Source organism: Pseudomonas gozinkensis (assembly GCF_014863585.1).
Taxonomy (GTDB): domain Bacteria; phylum Pseudomonadota; class Gammaproteobacteria; order Pseudomonadales; family Pseudomonadaceae; genus Aquipseudomonas; species Aquipseudomonas gozinkensis.
Genome location: NZ_CP062253.1, coordinates 5,122,694 through 5,146,482, shown reverse-complemented (window position 1 = coordinate 5,146,482; position 23,789 = coordinate 5,122,694). Strand labels below are relative to the sequence as shown.

Annotated in this window: 12 protein-coding genes; 9 read left to right on the top strand and 3 right to left on the bottom strand. The window is 58.0% G+C overall.

All coding sequences use genetic code 11. The annotated features are described in order from the left end of the window. The first annotated feature begins 290 nt into the window (after window positions 1-290). Genes IHQ43_RS22855 through IHQ43_RS22845 form a run of 3 tightly spaced genes read left to right on the top strand, consistent with a single transcriptional unit; the run spans window position 291 to window position 3,104 of the window. Window positions 291-1,397, top strand: a complete 1,107-nt coding sequence (locus IHQ43_RS22855) for a GGDEF domain-containing protein (RefSeq protein ID WP_192562209.1) — start codon at window positions 291-293, stop codon at window positions 1,395-1,397. Continuing rightward, window positions 1,390-2,325 (top strand): iron-sulfur-binding ferredoxin reductase, encoded by a 936-nt coding sequence (locus tag IHQ43_RS22850; protein ID WP_192562208.1) that lies wholly within the window; start codon window positions 1,390-1,392, stop codon window positions 2,323-2,325. Before IHQ43_RS22855 ends, IHQ43_RS22850 begins: the two co-directional genes overlap by 8 nt. A gap of 29 nt (window positions 2,326-2,354) precedes the next feature. After that, window positions 2,355-3,104 (top strand): enoyl-CoA hydratase-related protein, encoded by a 750-nt coding sequence (locus tag IHQ43_RS22845; RefSeq protein WP_192562207.1) that lies wholly within the window; start codon window positions 2,355-2,357, stop codon window positions 3,102-3,104. Window positions 3,105-3,177: 73 nt separating this feature from the next. Here the strand turns inward: IHQ43_RS22845 and IHQ43_RS22840 are convergent, their stop codons facing one another. Next, window positions 3,178-4,497, bottom strand: coding sequence for an NHL repeat-containing protein (locus tag IHQ43_RS22840; RefSeq protein WP_192562206.1), 1,320 nt, complete (start codon window positions 4,495-4,497; stop codon window positions 3,178-3,180). A 214-nt stretch (window positions 4,498-4,711) separates the two neighbouring features. After that, window positions 4,712-6,163: a pyruvate kinase gene (gene pyk / locus IHQ43_RS22835; protein WP_085697206.1), complete on the bottom strand. Its 1,452-nt coding sequence runs from the start codon at window positions 6,161-6,163 to the stop codon at window positions 4,712-4,714. A 173-nt stretch (window positions 6,164-6,336) separates the two neighbouring features. Between pyk and IHQ43_RS22830 the strand changes: the two genes are divergently transcribed. Both IHQ43_RS22830 and IHQ43_RS22825 read left to right on the top strand, forming a co-directional pair. After that, window positions 6,337-6,723 (top strand): tetratricopeptide repeat protein, encoded by a 387-nt coding sequence (locus IHQ43_RS22830; protein ID WP_007951249.1) that lies wholly within the window; start codon window positions 6,337-6,339, stop codon window positions 6,721-6,723. Between the two features lie 216 nt (window positions 6,724-6,939). After that, window positions 6,940-7,299 carry a PilZ domain-containing protein gene (locus tag IHQ43_RS22825; RefSeq protein WP_192562205.1) on the top strand — a complete coding sequence of 120 codons (360 nt, stop codon included), beginning with the start codon at window positions 6,940-6,942 and terminating at the stop codon, window positions 7,297-7,299. A 138-nt stretch (window positions 7,300-7,437) separates the two neighbouring features. Here IHQ43_RS22825 and IHQ43_RS22820 read toward each other — a convergent pair whose 3' ends face one another. Beyond that, entirely contained in the window at window positions 7,438-7,839 is a 402-nt protein-coding gene (locus IHQ43_RS22820) for a DUF6124 family protein (protein ID WP_192562204.1), read from the bottom strand. A 474-nt stretch (window positions 7,840-8,313) separates the two neighbouring features. Here IHQ43_RS22820 and IHQ43_RS22815 point away from each other — a divergent pair, with 474 nt between their 5' ends. The 4 genes from IHQ43_RS22815 (at window position 8,314) to IHQ43_RS22800 (ending at window position 23,767) form a co-directional block, all read left to right on the top strand. Beyond that, the gene (locus IHQ43_RS22815; RefSeq protein ID WP_192562203.1) at window positions 8,314-11,592 is read left to right on the top strand and encodes a hypothetical protein; all 3,279 of its coding nucleotides are present in this window, start codon (window positions 8,314-8,316) and stop codon (window positions 11,590-11,592) included. 118 nt (window positions 11,593-11,710) lie between these two features. After that, window positions 11,711-15,340, top strand: coding sequence for a Tc toxin subunit A (locus IHQ43_RS22810; protein WP_192562202.1), 3,630 nt, complete (start codon window positions 11,711-11,713; stop codon window positions 15,338-15,340). Window positions 15,341-15,393: 53 nt separating this feature from the next. After that, entirely contained in the window at window positions 15,394-19,479 is a 4,086-nt protein-coding gene (locus tag IHQ43_RS22805; protein ID WP_192562201.1) for a Tc toxin subunit A-related protein, read from the top strand. Further along, a complete protein-coding gene (locus IHQ43_RS22800; RefSeq protein WP_192562200.1) occupies window positions 19,472-23,767 on the top strand; it encodes a hypothetical protein in 4,296 nt (1,431 codons plus the stop codon). Before IHQ43_RS22805 ends, IHQ43_RS22800 begins: the two co-directional genes overlap by 8 nt. Window positions 23,768-23,789 lie beyond the last annotated feature (22 nt).

The following is a 23,789-nucleotide window of genomic DNA, read 5'->3' as shown; positions in this document are numbered from 1 at the left end:
CGGGAACATTCAATAAGGTGCCTGCGGCTTGGGTGCATCGGTCGGTCGCAGACACCTTTCAAGGCACGCCGGGGCTGCTGGCGCGACGCTAAAAAGGCGCGGCAGTATACCGCGCCTCGGTGGCGGGCACATCTGCCGGGAGTCATTCGTTGGTCGCATGGCTGCAGGTTTTTGACGCCAAATACCCGGCCCGAAAATCAATGGTCATTTATCGACTGGGCCACTAAAGTGGCAGCCGGTCTGTAGAGTAGGACACTCGGTCAGCCTCTTATCGCACGGTGAGTCAACGATTGACCCATAACGCCATTCAACGTCTTTTGCTTAAACGCTTCGCCCTCGCCGCAGCCACCTATGGATTGGCCTTGCTGCTGCTGTGGCTGGCGTATTTCACCGGACACTACGAAGATTCGCTGACCGGCGTCGCGGTCGGCAGCGCCCTGGTGGTCATCAGCCAGGCGACCCTGTTCGCCATATTCTTTTCAGGCTGCAACCTGCGCTTTTCCGACCCGAGCCTGACCGAGGCGCAAGTGCTGCTCGGCCTCGGTTGGCAGACGTGGCTGATCGCGCATCTGGAAGAGGCCCGTGGCGAGTTCCTGGTCTTCTATGTGCTGATCCTGCTGTTCGGCCTGTTTCACCTGTCGCGGCGGGCGTTTGTACGCTGCGCGATGCTGGTTTTTTTCAGTTTTTGCGCCATCACGCTGTGGGACGGCTACCACTTCCGTCTGCACGATCCGGCGCTGTCCGCGTTGCAGGCTTGCATCCTGCTGATCGTGCTGGCCTGGCTGGTGATTTACGCAAGTTTTGTCCAGACCTCTCGCCAACGCATGCGCCAGCGCCGGTTCGCCTTGCAGGCGCATCAGGACACCCTGCGCGGGATGATGCGCCAGCTCGAAGACCTGGTGGCCACCGACGAACTGACCGGGCTGTTCAACCGCCGACATTTCCTGCGCCTGGCCACCCGCGAGTTGAATGCGATGGAGGCCGACGTGGTACACGGTCTGGCGCTGATCGACCTCGACCACTTCAAACGCATCAACGATATTCACGGCCATGCGGCCGGCGATCAGGTGTTGCAGGCGTTCGCCGCAGTGGCCGGGGTCTGTCTGCGCGACGGCGACGTGCTGGCGCGTTATGGTGGTGAAGAATTCGTGGTGCTGCTGCCCGATTGCAACGCCGAGCGCCTGACTGCCTGTTGCGAACGGCTGCGCATCGCCTTCACCGACGTTGAACTGGTGGGCCTGAATGTGAAAAACCTGAGCCTGTCCGCCGGCATGACCCTGCTGGAACTGGGCGATGATCTGGACGACGCCTTGCAGCGCGCCGATCAGGCGCTGTACCGGGCCAAGCGCGACGGGCGCAACCGTTGCGCGGCGGCGTGGGAGAACGTCGATGCCTGAACTGCGGGTCGGTGAACGACAGTGGCCGGTGGCGGCGGGCAGCAACCTGCTCGATGCCCTCAATCAGAACGGTGTGGCGGTGCCTTACAGTTGCCGCGCCGGCAGTTGTCACGCGTGCCTGGTGCAATGCGTACAAGGCTTGCCCGCCGACAGTCGTCCGGATGCCCTGAGCGCCGAGCAGCGTGAGCAGGGCTGGCGGCTGGCCTGCCAGTGTCAGGTCATCGAAGACTTGCAGGTACACACCTTCGATCCGGTCACCGACGGCCGTCCGGCGGTGGTCGAAGCACTGGACTGGCTCGGCGACAGCGTATTGCGTCTGCGCCTGACACCCCAGCGACCGTTGCGCTACAGCGCCGGTCAGCATCTGGTGCTGTGGGCTGGCCACGTTGCGCGGCCGTATTCGCTGGCGAGCCTGCCGGAAGAAGACCGTTTTCTCGAATTCCACCTCGATTGCCGCGAGCCCGGCGAATTCAGCGATGCCGCGCGCCGCTTGCAGATCGGCGACCCGATCCGCCTCGGCGAACTGCGCGGCGGCGCGCTGCATTACGACCCGGACTGGCACGACCGGCCGCTGTGGCTGCTCGCCGCCGGTACGGGGCTCGGCCCGTTGTTCGGCGTGTTGCGTGAGGCTTTGCGTCACGATCATCGAGGCGCCATCCGCGTCATTCACCTGGCCCATGACGCCGACGGGCATTATCTGGCCAAACCCCTTGAAGCACTGGCCGCGCAGCGGGACAACCTCAGCGTCGAGCGGTGGACGGCGGCCGAGTTGCCGGCCGCTTTGGCGCAACTGCGCCTTGTTTCCCGGCAAACCCTGGCCTTAGTCTGCGGCTCGACGGCCAGCGTCGACGCGTTTGCCAAGCGTCTGTTCCTGGCCGGACTGCCGCGCAATCAACTGCTGGCCGATGTCTTCCTGAGCCGTGGTTGAGCGCTGAATTCTCAGATGCGAGACACGCCATGCCCGAAGCCATCCTGCTGCAACGCGAACGCGGTTTGCTGACCCTGCGCCTCAACCGCCCGGACAAGAAAAACGCCCTGACCCGCGCCATGTACAGCCAGTTGGCCGAGGCGCTGAAACAGGCCGACAGCGACTCCGAAATCAACGCCGTGCTGATTACCGGCAGCGCCGAGTGCTTCACCGCCGGCAACGACATCGCCGACTTCATCCAGCAACCGCCGAGCGACCTCGACAGCCCGGTGTTCCACTTCATGCTCAATCTGCTCGAGTGCCGCAAACCGGTGATCGCCGCCGTGGCAGGCGCGGCAGTGGGGATTGGCACCACGTTGTTGCTGCATTGCGATCTGGTGTACGTGGCGCGGGATGCGCGGTTGCGCATGCCGTTCGTCAATCTCGGATTGTGCCCGGAGTTCGGTTCCAGTCTGATCCTGCCGCGTCTGCTCGGGCAGGCCAAAGCATCGGAATTGTTGTTGCTCGGTGAAGGCTTCACCGGCGAGCAGGCGGCGCAGTGGGGGATTGCGACCGAGGCGCTGGGCAGTGGCGAAGCCGCGTTGGCCAAAGCGCGGGAGATGGCGTTGCGCTTTGACGAGTTGCCGGCCGAGGCGGTGCGCATCAGCAAACAGTTGATGCGCGCACCGGATCGCGAGTTGATTCGCAAGGTGATCGAGGAGGAGGGCGCGCTGTTCACCCAGCGGCTGCGGTCGCCGGAGGCGTTGGCGGCGTTGACCGGGTTCATCAAACGGCATTGAAAGTTTGATTCAAAGAAGCCCCGCCATTCACATGCCGGCGCTTCTTTGCCTCAAACGTTCAGCATTATCGCTCTCAAATGAGCAGGCCTCGGGCAATGCCGAACTTTTCTCCAGTTGGCGTGGTGAACCAGGCGGTAAACAGAAAACTCTTGTCTTCGAACGCAACCGCTAGAGTTCCATTTGTTCTGGCCTCGGCAAAGCGAAGATACCCAGTCCCCTGGCCCAGGGAAGTGTCGAGTTTTCCTTCATTCAAGACTCGTGCAATGACGACGTTGTTGGCAAAGGCTGCACCGGCAACAAGCACGTGGCCGTCAGGTTGCGTCTTGCCAAAGAGCCATCCGATGCCATTGTTTTCAAGGGGGGTGAGAAGCGGTCTGGCGTGATTGAACTGAATATTCGGCGACCCATCCTGTTCACGGCTGATCAACAGACCTGCATTTTTTTCATCGGTGGCGACGCCCATTCCCAAAATGCGTTTGTTGGGTTGTAGCGTTAGTTGATCCAGATAGAACTGTGTAGCGGGAAGCTCGCCAATGGTCAGATATCCGCTGCCGTTGAATGAGTGATCAAGCTGCCCGTTTTCATCTACCTGGACAAACAACGCTTCCCCGGGGATGTGAGAATAGAGCGCATATCCGACGGCAATGTAATTGCCGTCATCGGTCAATGCGACAGATGTCAGGAATATCTCATTGGCGTCCTCAATGAAGAAGGAGATATATCCCGTTTCATTGAAGGTTGTATCCAGGGAACCATCGGCATTGAGCCTCACAATATAACTGGGCTGTTTTATCCCCCAGCCTGTCATGGCATCTTTCACCAGAAGCACTTTATTGTCGGGCAACAGAATTACCGGCGCTCCGTTCTGGTTACCGGTCCTTTTGGCGTCCGGTAGAGGCGGTATGTCTGCCCCTTTTTCAAGTGTGGGTAGATCAATCACCGCCACACCGTCCTTTCCGTAGCTAAGGTCAATACCACCATCTTTTTCCAGTCTGACCAGGGCTCGCTTGAATTTTGATCCGCTGATGAGTGTCCCCACCAGCAGGATCTTCTGAACACCATTAACGTTCTGAATCAGTACGTGTTCTCCGCCAGAGTGAGTCACATTGTCTCCCGATGTGTCAAAGCTGCCTCTGACATATCCATCGGTGCCAAAGAGCGGATCCATGACACCCCCCCGGGAAAGGTGAAAGCACACATACTCCGATCGACCTCCGGCAAGGAGTACTGTACCGACACAATAAACGCTTCCATCTTCATCAAGAGTCATTGCTCTGACACTGATGTGCTGATCCGTCGGATGCGGAACGTTGGGTATAAACAAACCGTTGGTGCCAAAGGTCGGATCAATCTGGCCTGCGCCGGCAGGTGCTTGAAAACTCTTGGAGTTCATTTTCGCTGTACCTGTGTCTGGAGATAAGAGAACAACACTGACAGGTCATACAAGCAGCTTGGGATTGCACCGCCCACTGTCAGATCTGACAGTGGCGACGAGCGGAGTACCGCAGTTCATTGCAACCAAGGGTTGACAGGCAAGTGACTTGCCTTTCTTTCAGGCATAAAAAAACCTGCCGTTATCAGCGGCAGGTTTTTTATTTTTCGGTCACTCAGACCTGCGGGTCGCCCACGTGCAGGATCTTCATGCCGTTGGTGCCGCCGGTGGTGTGGTAGCTGTCGCCCTTGGTCAGGATGACCCAGTCGCCTTTTTCCACCACGCCGCGCTTGACCAGCTCGTCGATGGCTTTCTGGCTGACTTCGTTCGGAGCCAGCGAAGCCGGGTCGAACGGCACGGTGTACACGCCACGGAACATCGCCGCGCGAGCCTGGGCTTCGCGGTGCGGGGTGAAGCAGTAGATCGGCACCGACGAACGGATACGCGACATGATCAGCGGGGTGTAACCGCTTTCGGTCAGCGCGATGATCGCCTTGACGCCCGGGAAGTGGTTGGCGGTGTACATGGTCGCCAGTGCGATGCTTTCGTCGCAGCGCTCGAATTCCTTGCCGATGCGGTGGCTGGAAGTCTTGCTGGTCGGGTGCTTTTCAGCGCCGACGCAGATGCGCGCCATGGCTTGTACGGCTTCCAGCGGATAAGCGCCGGCAGCGGATTCGGCAGACAACATCACGGCGTCGGTGTAGTCGAGCACGGCGTTGGCCACGTCGGACACTTCGGCGCGGGTCGGCATCGGGTTCTGGATCATCGACTCCATCATCTGGGTCGCCACGATCACAGCCTTGTTGTGGCGGCGTGCGTGCAGAATGATTTTCTTCTGGATGCCGACCAGCTCGGCGTCGCCGATTTCCACGCCCAGGTCACCACGGGCAACCATCACAGCGTCGGACGCCTTGATCAGGCCGTCGAGGGTTTCGTCGTCGGCCACGGCTTCGGCGCGTTCGATCTTCGCTACCAGCCACGCGGTGCCGCCGGCTTCGTCGCGCAGTTGACGGGCGTAGTTCATGTCGGCAGCGTCACGCGGGAAGGACACAGCGAGGTAGTCGACTTCCATTTCTGCGGCGAGCTTGATGTCGGCCTTGTCTTTTTCAGTCAGGGCCGGCGCGGTCAGGCCGCCACCACGGCGGTTGATGCCTTTGTGGTCGGACAGCGGGCCGCCGATGGTCACCACGCAGTTCAGTTCGGTGGCGGTCGCGGTTTCAACACGCATGACCACGCGGCCGTCGTCGAGCAGCAGCTCGTCGCCCACGCCGCAGTCCTTGACCAGGTCCGGGTAGTCGATGCCGACCACTTGCTGGTTGCCTTCGGTCAGCGGATGGCTGGTGGAGAAGGTGAACTTGTCACCGATCTTCAGCTCGATGCGCTTGTTGGCGAATTTGGCGATACGGATTTTCGGGCCTTGCAGGTCACCCAGCAGGGCGACGAAGCGGCCGTGCTTGGCAGCGAGGTCACGCACCAGCTTCGCGCGAGCCTTGTGCTCGTCGGGGGTGCCGTGGGAGAAGTTCAGACGGGCGACGTCCAGGCCAGCCAGAATCAGCTGTTCGAGAACTTCCGGCGAGTTACTGGCCGGGCCAAGGGTAGCGACGATTTTGGTACGACGGACGGACATGCAAAGACTCCTCAGGTTCAAGCGCCAGCGAAGGCTACTATGCTCGAAGGGTGTAGTCATTGTTCGTTTGCACTACTTAATACTTTCTTTATTGAACACGGCAACTTTGGGACAAACGCGCCTGAAGATTTCCGACCACGGGTCGATACAGAGCACAAGACAGGAGAACCCCCATGCGATTCGTGCCCATTGCCGCCCTTGCCCTCAGTGTCCTCGCCGTCACGGGCTGCACCCGTTGGTCGATGAACCATCATTTGAACAACGCCTACAGCGCCTACGACCGCGGCAATTGCGAGCAGGTGATGCTCGAGTTGTCCAAGGTCGAACGCGCCAGTCGGGCCCGCCCTTATGTGTGGCCGGAAGTGTCGATGATGCGCGGCCAGTGCCTGGAACGGCAAAAAATGTTCGTCGATGCGGCGCAGACCTATCAGTTCATCATCGCCTCGTACCCCAACAGCGAATACGCCTACCGCGCCCGCGCGCGTCTGGAAACCCTGCAGAGCCTGGGTCATTACCCGACTCGCAGCGCAGCGGCCGTGGTGCGTCCAACCCGCTTCTGATGGTAGTTATCATACAAAAGCTGGCTGCTTGTATAGGGTGAGCTATAGTCGAATGACACCGATACAGATGCGCTCTGTATCGGAGCAACACCTGCGACTGGCATGAGATGGACGTGGCAAACGCCACACCGGGAGCGGGGAGAGCGGGCCTGACGGACAGGTTCGTTCCGAAGCACAGTGCGGCCCGGACATCGGGCCTTGCATGGCGATATGCTCATGTTTACCGATCGTCGAATCGAACGGCATCAATTGCCGTATTTTCTGCGTGTGTTCAACAGCGTCACCGATAAACCCATCGGCTTTCTGGGCAACGTCTCCGAAGACGGTTTGATGCTCATCAGTCAGTTGCCGATGATGATCGGGGCGGAATTCAATCTGCGTCTGAAAATCCCTGTGGGTGACGGTTGCCAGCAGGTCATCGACCTCTGCGGCTGCTGCCTGTGGTGCCATGAAGACGCCACTCCCCAGCATTACGACGCCGGTTTCAGCCTGTTCCGGACGCCGCCGGAGTATGGGCAACTGGTCGAGGCGCTGAAGCAGTACTTCAGTTTTCAGCCGTTGCCGGCTTCGGCCTGATTTACATCCGCCAAAAGCATCGCTGGCAAGCCAGCTCCCACAGGGGGCACGTCGTTCACAACAGTTGTGATCGCCGCAGAACTTGTGGGAGCGGGCTTGCCCGCGAAGACGTCAGTACTGACGCCTTCTATTTAACGGCTAGCCGATAGCAATCGCCCGCTCGTTATCCAGCGTCCGCTCCGCCAGCAACAACCCCATCTCGCTCAACTGATAGATCGCCATCGCCAGATGTCGCGGCTTGTCGTCCAGGCTGTCGGCCAGATCCAGCAGCAGAATGCTGACCGAGGAAAAGGTCTCGTAAGTCTGGATGGCAATCGCTTCGGGGTTGATGTCGGGATCGACCTTGAACATCTGCATGCCGCGATCCACGGAGTTGCGCGGCTTTTCCGGTTTGGGATTGAGGTAGAAGTCGAGGGCCTTGTGGGCCGCGTCGTGGAGTTTTTTTGAATCGTTGGAGGTGTAGGGGGAGACCGGATCGGTTTGATCGGTCGGGTCCTTTGGATCGGTGTCCGAAGGAGGATTTGGAACTGGCTTTTTCATGTATTTCGTACTCGTCGTTAGGGCCACCATCTGACTCGCGACTAAACGAGAAAAGGGTGGCGGCTGTAAGCAGGTTAGTCGACCGGCGAGTACGTGAACCGGCGCGCCCTAGAGCGCCCTGCGAACAGCCACCATCGAGTGCGGGGATAGGGAGTACCCGACTTGATGACGCTTATGCGCAACGTACTGAAGCCGGGCGACTAAACCCGATCGCTGATTGGCAGCGACGGGGATCAAGTTACGGGGCAACGCCAAAGCGCACAAGCCGGCGGATTCTGAGGGTTTTGTAGGCTACGGCGCAAGGTTTCGTGGCTGCCGCAAAGTGGATGACGGACGGTGCCGAAGGGGTGGTGGGAAAAGTTACCGTTTGTCGGGACTGTCAGAATTGTCAGGTGTGGAAACGACGGGCTTTGACTTTCAATGGTTCGAAAGGCATTTGCGGTGGCCGCAGCCTGAACCGTCACGGAGCCAGCCATGAATCCGGATAATGATGTCGACAAAGACAAAGAAACTTTCGACGAATCATCGCACGCGTTAAGGGCGACTGGGGAAATCGAAGGTGCATCCAGTGGGGGTGAGAGGGCTGTCGAAGGATCCGTTGTTGCTCTGGAACAAACAGAAAGTGGAACGTTGGTCGAGGTGATAATTACCGCCAGGAGTGACGACCATCCACTTTACATCGCCCGGTTGAGAGTGTCCGGGAGCTACACCCAAGATGGTCGATCCTTCACTTGTAACGCGACGGAATATCTAGCCTCGGATAATGGACGGGATAGCGGCAACGTATATCTGAGTACGGCACGAGTGGGGAAGCCCTGGCACCCGGACGAGTTGACAAACGACGACGCTAAACAGAATGGGCAATGGCATCCAATCCGTGGACAAAGCACTGTCGTGGCCGACTCACAACCAGTGGTAATAGGCTTTAGATTTATGTACGACAGGGCGGGTACAGGGGATGTTTTGTTAAGCGGGCACGAGATAGTCCACTACGTCCCTTACGTCCCCCCCGTCCCACGTATTAACCCGATCAGGAACGTCGCCGGCTCACCTTACGAAGTTGCGGGTACCGGAGGTGTCTCCGGAGGCCAGATCATTATTGTCGTGGCCAATACGGACACGACTATAGGCGTTGCCGATGGTAGCTCCGGCACATGGCAGACGCAGCTCAGTTTTCCTGTCAACGTAAACACAACCAGCATCCAGGCATTTCAACGCGTCAACGGTCGGGACTCCGATCGAACTGCGGCCATGCAGATCTACCGGGCAGCCTTGACCTCTCCTCAAGCTAACGCAACTGTGCCAGCTAAAGGCCTGATTTTCCACGGCATCGGGGCTCCCGGATCGACTGTGCTGGTCGTCAAGTCACCGCCCAATCACGGTGTAGTACTGAGCGAGCCAACCGACATTGATGACCAAGGAAGCTGGCAAGCGCCTCTGATTGAAAGTTTGCCCAGCGGTCCCGTGTCGGTCAGTGCTTTGGTTGCTTACGCCGGCACGAACAGCCTGTATACGTTGCCTGTGGCCTTCTATGTAGTGAGCGCTCCTGTCATCACAAGACCTGACCTCAATTCACTACAGAACAGTGAGTTTCAAGTGGGTGGCTCAGGCGGGGTGGCCGGAGCCACAATGCAGGTACTCCATGACTTCGACCATAACCTCGTAGTGGGTGAGGCGAAGGTCACTGGCGACAGCTGGGATGTGAATGTGCAGGTTAAACCGGGGCGACGTTCGCTGGTCGCCCGGCAGACCGATAAAAATATTCCGTCAGACGTCAGCGCGCCCCGATCCTTCGACATCCGTCCTCCCCAATTGACCAAAGTCGAAGTCACTTTCCTATCCGCCATTTCGATAAATTTTGCAGGCCCAGGTTTTGATGGGGCCACTGTGGAAATCAACGTGGTTGCCAGCCCTGGCCCCGCGCCTGGGCCGTTGACCGGTCCTGTGCGGGATGGCGTCTGGGAAATCGTCGCGCTCAACTGGCCCTTCGGACACTATGTCTTGCAGGTCATACAGATGGTTTCGAACAACGCTGGCGGCTGGATCGAATCAAAAAACCTCGAGATCAGCGTCGATTACAGGTTTCCGGCCCCCCATGACATTGAGGCAACGGATGACTATCAACCGACCCTGTCCGGCCGAGGTGTCCCCAATGCCACAGTGTCTCTGTTCGACGGCGACAAAGTGACGCCGATCGCTCCCGATGCTCCTGTGGGCTTCAATGGCCAGTGGTCGAGCAAGGTCCACGTGGAGTGGGGGCCGACGTTTGAGCGCGGGGTTCAGATCATCCAGAAACTGGCTGGCCAGACTTCGGACTGGGTTGCGTACAGCGTCAACATCGCACCGCGCAAACCGGTCATTTATCCGGTGCCCACGGACGGCCTGTCGCCGGTGTTCTCGGGCACTTGCTGGCTGAATGCCGTGGTCGAGCTGGTCTTCAGTGACAGCGGCACTACGCGATTTCCGGCCGTCGTGACAGGCATTACCTGGTCGTACCTACGGCCTGATCCGTTTGCAGCGGATGTTCCCCATACGGTCACCGCTATCCAGATCGCCGCTCAGCAACCCTCACCTGAGGAAACGGTCACGTTTCAGCTCTCCAGGCCAATGATTGCACCGGTCATTACGGATCCCCCGGAAAACACCGAGGTCGGTCGCGAGACGGATGTCGGGGGAACGGGCGGCATGAGTGGCGCTACGTTGCACGTGTACGATTTTGTGCATGGCCATGAGCTGGGCTGCACAGTGCTGCAGGCTGATGGTTTGTGGAGCATGCGTCTGAAGGATCTGCCGTTCGGCCCCCTCGTCATCCGGGCGATGCAGGAGATCAATGGTCGCAAATCGGAGTTCAGTGAACAGCACCGATTGAAGGTGGGGCTGTTGCCACCGGTCATCACGTCGCCGTCGGAAGACGGCAGGCTGACCCGTACCGCCATGATGAAAGGCAAGGGAGAACCGAACGCGCAGGTCGAGGTTTTCCCGGTGGGCGACTCGAAGGCTTTGTTGAGTGCCAAAGTGGATTCGAACGGTGTCTGGGAAGGCGAAGTGACACAGGAGGTGGGGGAAAAAACCATCCAGGCCAGACAGTACTTCGAAGGCCAGACCTCCAAAGACAGTCCGCAGGTGAACTACGTAGTTGTTCCCGCCACCCCCAGGTTCGAGACACCTGCGGACGGCGAAGCGTTTGGCAATAACTCTTACGCTTCAGGGTTCGCGGAGCGTGCGGGGGACACGGTCATCGTCTGGATAGGGGGGCCCGGAGCAACCCGTATAGCGGAAACCACAGTGCAGGAGGATCTCACCTGGTCAGCCCGCATAAGCACAACGCAGCCCTCTCGAAAGTATGAACCGACGGCGACGGCCTCAAGCGGTAGTTTTGTATCTGATCCGACTGCCAGGCGGTCTGCGGTTCTTGGAACATTCGAGCCTGATGTTGATGGACCTGGCGAAGGGCAGCCTGTGGAAAATCCGGTTGCTTTCAACGGGCGAGGTCGAGCGGGCCTCATGCGGGTCTGCAGCTGGTTCGATCCGGACCTCGGATTGTTGACTGTCCCCGTCTCCAGCGGAGTCTGGGAAGGTACTGCCACGGAGTCGTTATCGCCTGGCGGTCAGTGGTGCGTGATCCAGCAGTCCATTACTGACGATGCAGGCGGCGCGACGATTTCCGAAGCCGTTACAAGCCAACGTTTCGAGGTCGGCTCCGGGCCGGCAAATAACGACCCACTCGAAAAGCCCGATAAACGGTCGAGATGACTGTCATTTCTGACAGTAGACGGGCGCCGGTAACGGAGGCCAAATCGAATCAATCGAACAGATGGCCAGAACAAGACGACCGGGCCATCGGGCTGCTTTTGCCGAAAGGAACCCCACCATGGCCAAAATCCAGAAACGCCCTGCCGAGCAAATGTATGAACGGCTGTTCGCTACAACCACGCGCCGTAAAAAATACCCCGGCCTGCACACCTATCTGAACAAGGGTGGATCGATTTTTCCTCTGGTCGATATGGGGGAGTCCGGGTTGGTGAAGCAATATCGGATGACCGCCGAGGACGCCAAGGCATTCATGCGCGCCGCCAACAGCATGGCCATCTATATCAAGCGTCAGTACATCGAAGCCATCCTGACCGGCGATGTACACAAGAAAACCGCGCGAACGCCAAAAAACAAAGGTTCGTCCGGCAGCATGCGGTCAATGGTTGACGGCCCCAGTTACGAGAAATTGTTCCAGACCGACTTCGGCAGTCTGTGCCCCCCCAGGGCCCTGGAAAGCCTGTGGTCACCGGTTGCCTATCTGGTTGCGCTGTTTGAGTGGATCAGCAAACGTATCGAACCTGTTGGCGACATACCGGCAGATTTTCTCCTGCACAAACGGCGCGTCGATCTTAGGCAACTGATGATCGACAACAACGCGGTTTACAGGTCGGTTTCAGCGGTCGAAATCATCAATCGAGTTCTGGAACAGTTCATCGCCGAGCATGGGTCGGATGAAGAACTGGTGGGGGCCTTGATTCAGGCGCGTTACCTCAATGACCTGCCGTATTACAAGCATTGGGTCGCCCTGGATACGATTGCCCGGAATCTGGAAATGTCAGTGGGTAATTTTGTGCACAAGGTGGATCACCGGTTTCCGTACTTTCTCGAACCCGATGCCTCGTCTGCCCATGCCGCTCGTGCCTTGGCCCATGCATCACGCATGGGGCCTTACCAGCGAACACTGTTGACCGAGCCGGCTCCTCCTTTCGAGGAGCGGGCGGAGTTCTACGATCGTAACTACGGCACCGATAATACCGACAAACATGGAAGTATTATTGAGGTCCAGTTTTTTGCTCAGCAGACAATCCTCTCCTTGCTGGGGCTGGAATCCGTTTTGGCAATTCGCACCCGCGCACCGGTGCGCTCCCCCAATGTGAAGTTCGATACTGCGTCGCCAGTCGCAGCGGAAAGCGAGCGATTCGGGGCGGTCTATATCAATGCTGCAACCTCGCCGCCCATCAACATTACCGAAGGTGATTCCTTGCGTCAGACGATGACGCTGGATCCTGATGAAAAGAGGGGCTTCGATCACTTGGACCGGCTCAACCGCAAGGTACGCCTCGACAAGTGGTTGAACCTGCCCAGCCATGAAACCGACGCGCTACTGGTGGCTGCCATCAACGCAGAAGTGCTCGGCGGTGCAGAGCTGGAGAAGTGTTGGATCACTGACCACGTCGTGCATGCACTGGGACTGTTCCAGTTATTGCGCGAACGCTATGGATGCACGGCGCTGGATTTTGCAGCGATGCTGCATTTAATGCCGGTTTACGGGATCGAAAACGAGCTTTCACTGTTTGATCAAATCTTCAACCGTCGAGGTGGCTATGGCCAGCCATTCGTGCTCGATGGCGAGAGCTTTCCAGCCATTCCCGCAACAGGCAGCACTGACCTGACCGTCAACCAGCTGTGCAGCGCTCTGCAGATTGATCTGATGACGTATGTCTACCTGGCACTCGTCATCGCCAAGGCCCAAAACCTGGGGGACAGCCTTCGCCGTGATGCTGCGGTCGTTTCCGCTTTTTACAGATTGGTGAAGCTGGCGCGTCTAGTGAGCATCACCCCGGTTGAACTGGTATTGATGCTGACGTTGTTGGGTGGCGACAAGTGGCTCGATGGGCTGGCCGGGTTGCCGGTCATCAACCCACAGGTTGACGGTGTACCGGATGCCTTGAACCTCATCTATGCCGTGCACTCCTTCGCCAGTTGGTGCAAGGAGCGGAATCTGCAGGTGAGCTGGGTGCTGCAGATGCTGGTGGGGCCGCAGCCCGGCGGCACAGCCTCTGAACCAGAACTGCAATTGATCGAGAAGGTGGACAGTTTGCTGTCGGCAACCTTGCTGACCGATGCCGGATTCCAGAGGGGAGGGGTGCCGTCTGCAGTCGATGGCAACTGGCTTAATCATTTGACTGCACTGGCTGATGCCAATGGTTTGATCAAAGATATTTCCGGCTCCGAGGCTGAGTACCTGGAAACAACGCGCTTTCTTCTCGGTAACGCCGTAAAGGATGGTCTTCCGGCCATGGATGACCCGGCACGAGCGGCCATTGTCGAAAAAATGCTGCTTGTTCTGCTGCAGGCCCGGGACGCCCAGGTCTCGGTGGTCCGGGAGGCGCTGGCCGTGTTGACGGGCCTGGAATCCGAGCTGGTGCTGCAGGTCCTCTTCTGGGCCGATGCCTCGGTCTATCAACTCTTGAGCAAGATCAGCGGACGCCTTGGCAACGCCCCGCAAAATGTTCGACAGGCACGCAACATTGAGTCTGACCCGTTGCTCAAGATTCTGGCCAATGTGCAACGCCTTGGTTCTGTGGTGAAAACGCTCGGGCTCAGTGCCGACGTGCTGCGCGAGTTTCTGGATTACGGTTCCGAGGCCTGGTTGGGTCAGAACAACAAATACGAGTTCAGTATCAGTACGCTTTATTACCTGGCCACGCTCACCCGTGCGTTCGACATGAGTGATCAGTCGCCCAAGGTGCTGCTCGATTACTTGCATGCCATCAACGATTTGAAACCCGATATCAACGGTGATTCGCTGAGGCTGGCCCAGGAAGCCGGTCATATCATTCTGGCCAGTTTTTTCAGCTGGAGCGTTGAGGACGTACGCGAGTGCATCAGCCATATGGGGGCCGATCTCAAAATTCTGAAGGACTTGCGCCAGCTGGATCTGTTGATGCGTGTCCACACGTTGGCGAAACACAGCGGCATGGATGCTCGGACGATATTTCAAGTGGGCACGTTGCCGGAAAATACTGACCGGCAAGCCTACGCTGCCGCTGCCGAGCGAGCGTTGCTGAGCCAGACCGAAGATCGAGTGCCTGACTTGCAGCTTGCCGGTGAAGTGGAGCAGTTGCTCACCATGACATGCACCGTGGACAACACCGAAGTCGTGGCCAACAAGCCTGGCGCGAAAATTACCTACACAGTGACACTGAAGGATGCCAATGGTGCGCCATTGAAGGGCGTCAGGGTTTTCTGGAAAGCCACTCTGGGCACCATTGCTACGAAAACCACCGATGTGGACGGTGTGGTCGAGGCCGAGTTTATTCCCGGTACACAGCTGGGCATCGATACACCGTATTTCTGGCTGGATCTGTTCAAACCGGTCAATGCCCCGACCATTCATGTCGGCTCCGACGCTGAAACACTGGAATTCCGCGGTCCGTTGACGTCCGTAGATCCACTGGGACCTGTGCCGCAGGGCGAGGAAGCGCAGCTGTACTCCGGGCTGACGGATAAATACAAGAATCCCGGGCCAAACCGGCTCGTGGAGTGGTCTGCCATTCCTGCTGAAGGGAGTGAAGACAAACCGTTTGTCATCCGCCCATCCGCCCAGACGTACACCGATCAACAAGGACAGACAAAAGTATTTGTCAGCGCACCTGAAGGCGGAACGTGCACGTTCGAGGTCCGCAACCATTCCAATGACAAAAGCATTTACTTCGGCCCCATCATTTTCGAGCCTGCCACGTGAGCGAGATCACTCGCTGAGTGTTCAGTCCCGGTTCAGGCACAGGAGCAAGGATCATGGCAACGATCGACAATATTGGCGGGCTGGAGGAGAAGCATCGCGAGGCATTGGTTGCTTACGCCATCGGGCAGATTCGCTCAGGTGGCGTCAAGAAATATCAGTTTGTACGAACCAGGCAAGACCTGATGGAACTGCTGCGCCTGGACCCGGAGGACAGCCACGAGGTGCAAAGCTCTCCGGTTGCCGAAGCTGTCAGTTGCGCGCAGCAATATATCAGTGCGGTGTATGGGGGGCAGGAACTCGGTTTTCTGGGCTGCCTCTTTGACGAGGCGCATCTGGAGGAATGGAAATTCTCTGGAAACTTCCCGGACTGGGCGGGGATGCAGGAACTTAAAATCTATCCGGAAAACGTCGTCAACCCCTTCATCCGGATTGGCAAGACCAGCCTGTTCCAGAATCTTGAGAACGACCTGAATCAGACACGATTGACGAGCGAGAGCGTGCGAACCGCGCTGCAGACCTATCTCGAGGCGTTCGTGAAGATCTGTAATCTGGACGTGATCAGTGCCTTCATGTCCGGTGTTTCGCCGCAAAAGGCGGTTTATTACTTCATCGGTCGCACACGCAGTGACCCGCGCCAATATTTCTGGCGTGAGGCTGATGTTGAACTGGACGAGCAAGACGTCGCCACGAATCCTGCGGCATGGAAGGAGTGGCGACCTGTAGATATTCCTTCGGATGCGAATGTACTGGATTTGCGCCCGGTCATCTGGAATGGGCAATTGTGCATTGTGTGGGCCGTCTGGCGCGAGGGGGTGGTGCGAGAGGAAGACTCTCTCCCGGAAAAACTGGATATTTTTCTGGCGTTCAAGCGTCAGGACGATCAGTGGTCGGCTCCGACGCTTTTGCTTTCCCGCAATTATGAACAGGGAACCTCCGCGGCCGGTATTCGCTTGATTGCAACGGTCTGGTCCGACCACACAAACCCCAAGGGCAAGTTGGGGGTGCTGCTGACCAACGACAAAACGGGTAGCGGTGCGATCAGAGAGTCCGTTGTCCGTGATCTGTTTCTGCGTTCTTTGCCTCATGACAACGGTGCCTGGCTGGAAGAAGCGGCGAAACATCGCTTCAAGAGCGCCGACCTGATTCAGCATCCGCTGATGAATCAGCCGGACGTGGTGGACAAGGATCTGATCTCGGGTGATTTGACGGCTTACCTGGGGCTGCATGCCACGGCCTATCGTGTCGACAATAAAGATGTGCTGGTTGTTCGGGGATATTGCAGGGAGACAGGACTGTCGGGCAGCGACGTCAAGCTGACACTGGCATTGCAAGATCCGGGCGGTGAAGACAACCCCTCCGAGCTTGTCGGCGACTTTCCACTGGCCGGTGGCTGGAGCACCGACTCGCTGACGTTTACCCGAACCGAGGGTTCCTGGACGCTACCTGTCATTACTCTTGGCAGTGATGCGAACGGCAAAAAGAAATTCGAGGTGCGGGTCACGGACCTGACGGCATTCCCTGTCCCGTCCCTGCACAAAAACAGCCTGGACGCAGCTCAATTTCTTTCGTTCAATCAGCCGGGCTTCAAGCTGAGGTTCATCCGGCTCAACACGTTGAACGGTCCAGAGCTGGCGCGGCTCGCCACGATTTCCGTTGATGCCTTGCTGGACTGGCTCACCCAGTTTCTGCCAGAGAAGCCGCCTTCTGCGGATCCCTCCTTCGAAGATCCCAACGGTGCATTCGACAGCGCCAATGGCATCAATTTCTGGGAGCTGTTTTTCCATCTGCCGCACCTGGTCGCCACTCGTCTGCGCGATGAGGACCGTTTTCAGGAGGCGCTAGACTGGTTTGCCTATCTGTTTGATCCGGCCGCGCCAGCGGACTCGGACACGTTATCGCTGGAAAATCCCCGGGAGGCCTACTGGCGGTGTCGGCCATTGGTCGGTCCAGGCAATCCGGGTTTTGAGGCGAGGAACTCTCACGATCCCGATGCCATTTGCTATGCAAAGCCCAGGCATTACCGGATCCTGGTGTTCTGTGAATACGTCAAAACCCTGATGGCCATGGGTGATCGCTACTATCGACAGTTGACACGCGACAGTCTGGTCGCCGCCAAACTGTGCTACGCCCGTGCCTCGTCGCTGATGGGGAAGGCACCCACGGTTCGCGCTGTGAACCGCTGGCAAGCGATAAGGCTTGGCGATCTCCTGGCCGCTAATCGTTCGCGACCCGGACTTGAAGCGTTCGAAAAGTCACTCGTGTTCAAGCCCGGGGATTTTCCCATCGGCACCAATGCCCGTGTCGATCTTGAATTGCTGGGCTCGAAATCATTCCTGATCCCGATCAATGAGCGGCTGCTAGAACTGTTTGCTCTGCCTGGACAGCGTCTGGACAACTTGCGTAACAATCGCAACATCGACGGCGCACCCCTGCAAATACCGTTGTTCAGTCCGCGTACCAAACCGAGCGAGTTGTTGAGTGCTCTGGCCGCCGGAAACAGCGGTGCACCAAGAATAATGGGGGGAAGTCTCAATCCCTTCCCGTTTCGCTGGAGGGTGGCATACGAGACGGCATTGCGTGCATCGCAGTTGCTTTCGGAGATCAGCGAAAAGGTCCTGAATCTGCAAAGCAGCGCAGACCGCGCCGAGCAGGAAGAAAGGCAGCAAGGGGATCTGCTGGAGCTGGGACGCCTGGCCCACGCGATGCAGGAGCAGACAGTCGAGCAATTGCGCCTGCAGGTCACTGCGCTGGAGCAGAGCATGGCCATGGCACAGCAGCGGGCGGATGCATTCGCGGAACTCTATGAGAACGACGTATCGGCGGCAGAATACCAGGTCATGCAGAAGATCCTGTTGTCGCAAATAGCCATGCTCGCAGCGGCCTCTATCAAACCGGCTGGCGCGATATTGGCTTCGCTGCCCAACATTTTCGGTCTGGCCAATGGCGGGCATCGCGCCGAGCAAATCACCGATGCGGTCGTATTCGGATTGAACACGGGCGCTTCGATCCTGCACATGGACGCCGAAAAACAAGCGACGACCGAGGCCTATCGCCGCCGGCGTCATGATTGGGGTATGCAGCGTGATCAGGCTCTGGCAGAAGTCAGCGCAATCACCGCCCAGATCAACGCGCAGTCACAGGCACTGGTGGCGGCACAGACAGGCCTGGAGCAAGCTGCACTGGCCAGCAGCCAGGCGCAGGTGATGTATAACTTCCTCAAAAAGCGCGCCACCAATGCTGAGCTCTTCAGATGGATGGTGGGTCAGCTCAAAGCTTTGCAACGTCAGGCAAACGATGCGGTTTGCAGTCTGTGCCTCAATGCCCGGGCTTCGTTAGATGCCGAACTGGGCGAGTTCGATTCGCCAAACCCACTGCCTCAGGCCTGGCTGGATAACCGCTTGGGGCAGACATCGAGTGAGCATCTGCGACTCTGGCTGTTACACCTGGAGCGCAACTATATCCAGCGTTATCAGCGACGGCTGGAATTGCGCAAGACCATCTCGTTGCGAAAGTTGTTCGATGACACAGTCAAGCCTCAGTCCGGCATCTATAGCTGGCCGGAGGCATTGGCGCAGTTGAAGGCAACAGGAACACTGGAGTTCTGTCTGCACCAGTTGCTGTTTGATCAGGATCATCCGGGACATTACTGCCGGCAGATCAGTACGGTCGCAGTCCATCTGCCAGTGGTGAAATCTGCCTATCAAGATGTGCATGCAACCCTGACCCAGATCGGCAGCGTGATCGCGACGAAACCAACCGGGCAATCGGTGGCGTACCTGCACGGCGATCAGAGGGACGTGGCCCCTTCCGACATACAGTTCAACTTGCTCGCCGGGCAGTCGATTGTCCTGTCGACTGGCGTGTCGGACAACGGCTTGACCGCGCAGAAACCTGACGAAGGTTTGCTCAACCCGTTCGAAAATTCCGGGGCGGTTTCCTGTTGGCAGTTGAAGTTTCCGTGGCCGCTTAAACAACCGCAGGCAGCGGTGCTGGGATCGCTGACGGACATCATTCTGGAGATCTGTTATACCGCCAGGCCTGGTGACCCGACCTTCATACGTCAAGTCGTGGATCTGGTGACCCTCGCCGAGTCCCCCGAAAAAACCACAAAGCGCAAGGGAGCTGGCAATCATGGGTAACCAGAGTGTTCGGGCCAATCAGAGCCTGATGAGCAATGGTGACTTCAGCAAAAACCTGACGGATTGGGAAGTGATCCCCCGAGGTTCCACCTGGGTTCGTGTGGTGGGGTTGAGCATGAACGGCTTGCCGATCAGAGCGGTGTCAATCGGTAATGCGGCATCAATCAGCCAGAGCTTCAAGGCCCCCGTGAACCCTGGCCCGGACGCAGTCTATGTCTTGAAGTTCTTGGGTGAATCACGCCATCCCGCAACAGGGTGGGTGCGCATATACAGCGAGGATGTGCTCCTGCAGGAAGTCGAGATCCCTCCCGTTTCTTCGCGTGCTACAGCAGATCCACTGAATTTCGAGCCGCAGGAGTATGTCGTCCCGCTGAAGACGGATTTTGCAAGCCAGTCTGAGCTGACTATCACGTTCCAAAGCGCGTCGAGTGGAGCGGATGACTACGATCATTTGCTGTATTTCACCCATATCGTTATCGAATTGCAGCTGGCAGCGCTGGCATTGCAGACTTTGTTGATCGATGAGGAAACGTACCCACCGAGCCAGCCGCTATATTTATGCCTGGGGGCTGAGCACCAGCTTGGATTCAATATCGTGCCGGGCAATATCTGGGAGGGCACACAGGGTTCCCTGGCGATTGGAGATAACCCGCAGGGTGCGATTGTCGCCCAGCCGGACTGGCAAGTTGATCATCCGCTTGATCAGTGCTGGCAGCTCAGTTGCCCGGCACTTGACCTTGCGGCACCACACCCACTGACGATCACAGTATCGAACCAGTACAACGCCGCGTCGTATCCGATCGAAGCGTCGTTGTGGCATCACCGGTTGGAGTTTCTCAACGTGGAGGAACCTCGCTTCTTTCCAGTACTTGATGAAAAAGAATCGGTCCGGGTAGGCGTGCAGGTCGGATCGTTCTACACCGGACAGGCGCTCGAAGGGCAGGCTGTCAACTGGACGGTCGATGGGCGAGCTATCCAGTCCGGTACCACTGATGCCAATGGCTGGGATTATTTCGAATTCGAACCGGTCGCTCCGGGAAGGTTTACCCTCAAGGCATCCGTCGTCAGTCTTTATTACGTTGAAGGCTTCGTTGCCCGGACGTTTTCGGTGGAGGTATTGGCGACGTCGCCTTGGAAGGACGTCCTGGCGGTTGTCGCCGGTCAGGCAACGCCTTGGGCAGAGCGGACAGGGTGGCCCAATCGGGGCTCGACGTATCCCCTGTGGGTACGGTTTCCACAGGTTTTTGACGGAGCAGACGTATCGCTTCACTGGAAAGGCGATTCACCTGAACAGTTGGGCGTCGAGGTTCATCCGGCGCTTGAAGACCCGGTTGCGGTGTCGGGTTCTCTGGAGGTGCTTTGGGATCTGATAAACGCTGACGTCCTGGATGGCACCTTCAGCCTGTGGCTGAGTTGTTCGAAACTGCTCAAGCCGTCGCCTGAAAAAGCCATGCGGCTGGCCCGCAACGAAGTCGTGCTGGGTGAAGTGCGTGAAGCCGACCGGACTTGCATTGTGGATCAGCAGGACGGGGCGTGGGTCTGGGTGCAAGTCTTGCATCGGGTTGCAAGCGGCACAGGTGATCCCGTCATCGGCGCCTTGGTCGACTTTGAGTTTCCAGTCGGCACCAATACTCAAGCCTTCACAGGTAAAGGGGGATGGGCCAGTTTCCGGTGTCAGCCCGCCAGCGCCGGAAATCACCTTGTCACGGCCCGCATCAAGGCCCATCCAGACGCAGTGCCGATTGAGCGAACCTTTTCCGTGGAAGCGATAGCGAGCAGTCCCTGGTATCGCCAGGCCAGAATCCTGCTCGATGACAAGGAGGTTGATCGCCAGTCACTGGGCGTGGCTTGTCTCCTTGGGGAGGCACATACATTGAAGGTCGTGCCGCTTGCCGGCAGCTCGTGGATTGGCAAAGACATCAGCGCGCACTGGCGCAATGCAGATCCGCAGATCGGCCTGACGCTCAGCGATGCGGGAGTGCCGAAGACTCTGACGGCAGCAGGTGTGCAATGGCGGTTGTCTTCCGTGGCGTCTTCCAGCAGAAGCAGTCCTTTTGAGCTGGAACTGCGTGTGGCGGGTGAGTCAATTGTTCATGAGCTGCCCGGCCGGTTGATGTCCGCGAATCTGTCGCAGGAGCTGAGTCTGCTGCTCGATCAGGTTCACACGTCGCTCGATGGTCAAGGGTTGTATCCCTGCCTGGGTGCACTCCATACCCTCAAGGTAGTCCCTGGAGCACTCAGTCCACTGGTGGGCCTGCGGGTATTGTTGACGTGGTCGGGGACTCCCGGCGATCAATTGGACGCGACGCTGCAGCCTCCATCGGGTCAGCCTCAGGCGCTGAGCGCAGGTGGTGCAGAATGGATGCTCAATTGTACTGACAGTCAACGGCCCGGCCAGTTTACGCTGACAGTGGAACTGCCTCAGCTCGATGCAGTTGCTCTCGGGACACCCATGACGCTGGACAATAACAGGCTCACGTTGCAGCCACTGCGTGCTCCGAAGATAGACCCGGTCGTTGGGGTGGACAAGGTGTGGATCCGGGCTTTTCTGGTTTCCTATTACACCGCGAGGCCTGTTGCCGATGTGCCGGTGACATGGGCAGCCGAGGGGAGCGTCACGGAAGTCAAAACCGATGCAGATGGCCAAAGCGCTTTCGGTTTTGACCCAAGGACAGAAGGCACTCATCAGGTGAGCGCACAAGTCGTCAGCCCTTACGACGGCTACAGGACGTCGTACTCGACAACAGCCACGGCGTTGGGGAGTGATCCATGGGATACGCTATCGGCCAGCTTCGATGGTCGCGCCCTTCATCTTGCAGGATCGAAAACCTACTTTCCGCGCCGTAAAGGCAATCATGAACTGATGATTTCGGCGGACGCTGGCAGTCCTTTGAACGGTCAGACTTTGAGACTGGGCATGTCCGGAACCGGGCGTGCGGGCCTCGGCATCAAATTCAATCCGACCAATACACTTGGATTGCCACAGCTTTTTTCGGGGAAGTTACTTTACCCGTTCAGCGTCGGGGATTTGAAGGACGGCAGTTGCTTGCTGCGGCTGGCGGCGGAGCGGCTGGCGCGATTATCGCCACCGATGCCAATGTCGGTGGGGGCGGGTGAACAGGTGATGGCAATCAGGGCAGTCAGTCGTGCTGATCCGATCCTGCATTGGGGAGAGGCGTTCAGTGGCGTGGTGAAGGTTCTGTCGTCCATAAGCGGCAAGGCGATGGTCGGTGTGGAGGTCAATTGGTCGGTAGAAAACGGACAGACCGTAACCGGAAAGACCGACTACTACGGGATTGCGCAGTTGCGGTTCGTGCCGAAAATCACAGGCGCGTCGGCGGTGAAGGCCACTGTGGGAACAAATGCGATTTCGCAGTCGGTCAGGTTGCCGTATGAATTGCTCCCGCCTCGGAAAATTGCCTCGCTGACCAGCCCTAATACTTCGGGCCCGGTGGGAACGCAGGTTTCAGCGGATATCCTGGTGGTGTCATCGCTGACCGGCCAGCCTCTGCAGAATGTCGAGGTCCAATGGAAGTTCCTGGATCTTGTCCTTCCCCCCTCGACAACCGATGCGTACGGAACAGCGCAGGTGAAGTTCAACCTGCCTGACATGAGCCGGGCGCTTCTTGAAGCGACCGTGAGTGGTGGACTTGCGGGTTGGGACCAGAAATACCTTGAGTTCAAGGTCATTTCTGACGGGAAAAATCCAACCATCCATTCGCTGATGTGTGATCGACCTTCGACCTATACCGGATATGAAGTCAATGCCCAGGCATTGGTCATGGATGCCTCGACCGATCAGCCCTTGCCTGACGTCACGCTCCATTGGCGCTATGCGCAACAGGCACTGCCCGACTCCACCTCGCAGAGCAACGGGATCGCCAGGTCGAACTTCATTGTCCAGGATGTGGGAACGCACGATCTGGTGGTTACTCTGGCATCAGGCGTTCCAGGGTCAAAGACTCAACCAATCGAGGTCAAGGCACTGCAGCCTGCAAGGCTTTACGCAATGTCCGCTTACCCGGGCACCTTGCGTATCGGGGAGGCTTCGGAACTAACTGTAACAATGCGGCATGTGATTACCCAGCAGCCGTTGGAGGGGCGAAAGGTTCACTGGGAAGTCAATGGCAAAGAGTTTGCCGTTACCTATACAGATCAATCGGGCAAAGCCCAAACGCCCTGGGTCGCTGATCTATCCGGAGCCGTAACGATTTGGGCCTATGTGTTCAACCAGAGCAACACGGAAGTGGCTTCGGTGCTTGTGACCGTCACACCGGCTTCGAGCTGAGCAAGGAGGGCTTTTTGATAGC

What these genes read in the sequence shown, in the direction of transcription:
- IHQ43_RS22850 (WP_192562208.1), top strand. Translation starts at nt 1,390, where the DNA reads ATGCCTGAACTGCGGGTCGGTGAACGACAGTGGCCGGTGGCGGCGGGC.
- IHQ43_RS22845 (WP_192562207.1), top strand. Translation starts at nt 2,355, where the DNA reads ATGCCCGAAGCCATCCTGCTGCAACGCGAACGCGGTTTGCTGACCCTG.
- IHQ43_RS22840 (WP_192562206.1), bottom strand. Translation starts at nt 4,497, where the DNA reads ATGAACTCCAAGAGTTTTCAAGCACCTGCCGGCGCAGGCCAGATTGAT.
- pyk (WP_085697206.1), bottom strand. Translation starts at nt 6,163, where the DNA reads ATGTCCGTCCGTCGTACCAAAATCGTCGCTACCCTTGGCCCGGCCAGT.
- IHQ43_RS22830 (WP_007951249.1), top strand. Translation starts at nt 6,337, where the DNA reads ATGCGATTCGTGCCCATTGCCGCCCTTGCCCTCAGTGTCCTCGCCGTC.
- IHQ43_RS22825 (WP_192562205.1), top strand. Translation starts at nt 6,940, where the DNA reads ATGTTTACCGATCGTCGAATCGAACGGCATCAATTGCCGTATTTTCTG.
- IHQ43_RS22820 (WP_192562204.1), bottom strand. Translation starts at nt 7,839, where the DNA reads ATGAAAAAGCCAGTTCCAAATCCTCCTTCGGACACCGATCCAAAGGAC.
- IHQ43_RS22815 (WP_192562203.1), top strand. Translation starts at nt 8,314, where the DNA reads ATGAATCCGGATAATGATGTCGACAAAGACAAAGAAACTTTCGACGAA.
- IHQ43_RS22810 (WP_192562202.1), top strand. Translation starts at nt 11,711, where the DNA reads ATGGCCAAAATCCAGAAACGCCCTGCCGAGCAAATGTATGAACGGCTG.
- IHQ43_RS22805 (WP_192562201.1), top strand. Translation starts at nt 15,394, where the DNA reads ATGGCAACGATCGACAATATTGGCGGGCTGGAGGAGAAGCATCGCGAG.
- IHQ43_RS22800 (WP_192562200.1), top strand. Translation starts at nt 19,472, where the DNA reads ATGGGTAACCAGAGTGTTCGGGCCAATCAGAGCCTGATGAGCAATGGT.